Below are 1529 nucleotides of genomic sequence, written 5' to 3'. Positions count from 1 at the left end.
CTTAGGATTGACTGCTTTTTTCTTACCAAAATTTCAGATTGGAGTGATGAAATGAGCGATATTTTTAAGGATATGCAGGCAAAAGTCGGCTGTGATTATCTTTCCGACCTGCCCTCTTACAAGCGTAAGGTGTGGCATGAAATGAAACGGCTGAACCTTGCTGACTATGAAGAAAGACAGTTAGAAGATTTTTCAAAGTATGTGTTTGGTATGTCGTACCAGACCATAAAAGATGTGATGAAACAACAGAAAGGACGTGAGGAACAATGCAGGAAACAAGGGTGCTGGTGGAAACGAAAGGAACAACTGGCGAAGAAACAACATCATACTGGTTCGACCTGCCGATAGATGTTGCAGAGTTTGAAGAAAAGTTAGGTATCGGTGCAGAAAGTGGGGATTACCGCATTATCGAAAAGGTGTTGCCTTATGCTGATGAAGTTCACGAACATACAAGCGTGTATCAGCTTAACGAATTAGATTTTATGTACCGCCAGCTTTCAAGTGATATGCAGGAAGAATATGTATCACTACTTACGGTGTTTGAGAATCTAGAAGCACTTTATATTTGCAGGAACGTGATTACCGTTTATCCAGACTGCAAAAGCATGATAGATGTTGCAAGGCAAAAGCTGATGAACGACCCGACGTTCAAACATTTATCCGAGGACTGTCAAGAATACTATTTTGACTTTGAAGCCTATGCTTCTCACTTGCAGGAACACGGGAAATTTTTAGTAACAGAACACGGTATCTTTGAACTGCCAGAGTAGGAAATGAGGTGGTGCTTATGATTGATGATATGGCGGTTTATATTGCTAATCTTGGTAAATACAATGAGGGTTATTTAGTCGGTGCTTGGTTCACGTTTCCCATTGACGAGGAAGATGTGAAAGAAAAAATCGGCTTGAATGAACAGTATGAGGAATACGCAATCCATGATACCGACAACTTCCCGATTGCGATTGGCGAGTATGTTTCCATTGAAGAACTCAATGAGATGTATGAAATGATAGAGGAACTTCCCGACTATATCGTAGAGTGTCTGGACGGATTTATCAGCCACTACGGGACGCTGGAAGAAGTCGTGGAACACAAGGACGATATTTATTATTATCCCGACTGTGAAACCATGACAGACGTTGCCTACTACTACATAGACGAATTGCAGGCACTTGGCGACATTCCACCCAGCTTACAGAACTACATTGACTATGAAGCCTACGGGCGAGATTTGGATATGGGCGGTTACTTTATTGAAACAAGCCGAGGTATGTGCGAGATACCATATTAACGCTGGAAGATCAGCAATAAGAACTGTTGCTACTGACAGCGTATTTCTCTTTTAAGGGACAGTCTGAAAATGGCTGTCCTTTTCTCTTTGAAGAATTTACGAAAGGAGCTGAAAGAACTTGAAAAAGATTAAAAGCTACACGGGTATCTGGAACGTGGAAAAAGTCTTATATGCAATCAATGACTTTAACTTGCCCTTTCCCGTTACCTTTACACAGATTACATGGTTTGTGATTACA

At 41.1% G+C, this 1529-nt stretch carries 4 protein-coding genes; all 4 read left to right on the top strand.

The window, feature by feature from the left end:
- Positions 1–51 precede the first annotated feature (51 nt).
- On the top strand, positions 52–348 hold the full coding sequence (locus WKT11_RS19735; RefSeq protein ID WP_074073962.1) for a conjugal transfer protein: 297 nt from the start codon (positions 52–54) through the stop codon (positions 346–348).
- A complete protein-coding gene (locus WKT11_RS19730) occupies positions 267–770 on the top strand; it encodes an antirestriction protein ArdA (protein WP_118473990.1) in 504 nt (167 codons plus the stop codon). The genes WKT11_RS19735 and WKT11_RS19730 overlap by 82 nt, the downstream gene beginning before the upstream one ends.
- Before the next feature lie 17 nt (positions 771–787).
- On the top strand, positions 788–1291 hold the full coding sequence (locus WKT11_RS19725) for an antirestriction protein ArdA (RefSeq protein WP_340285776.1): 504 nt from the start codon (positions 788–790) through the stop codon (positions 1289–1291).
- A gap of 118 nt (positions 1292–1409) precedes the next feature.
- The coding region (locus WKT11_RS19720; protein WP_042745583.1) for a TcpE family conjugal transfer membrane protein at positions 1410–1529 on the top strand (120 nt) is incomplete at its 3' end.

The sequence above is a fragment of the Blautia sp. HCN-1074 genome, assembly GCF_037890165.1.
Taxonomy (GTDB): domain Bacteria; phylum Bacillota; class Clostridia; order Lachnospirales; family Lachnospiraceae; genus Blautia_A.
This window is presented reverse-complemented; position numbering and strand designations above follow the sequence as displayed.

Bases quoted from the DNA above. Each gene is read 5' to 3' on its own strand.
- WKT11_RS19730 (WP_118473990.1), top strand. From the start codon at position 267: ATGCAGGAAACAAGGGTGCTGGTGGAAACGAAAGGAACAACTGGCGAA.
- WKT11_RS19725 (WP_340285776.1), top strand. From the start codon at position 788: ATGATTGATGATATGGCGGTTTATATTGCTAATCTTGGTAAATACAAT.
- WKT11_RS19735 (WP_074073962.1), top strand. From the start codon at position 52: ATGAGCGATATTTTTAAGGATATGCAGGCAAAAGTCGGCTGTGATTAT.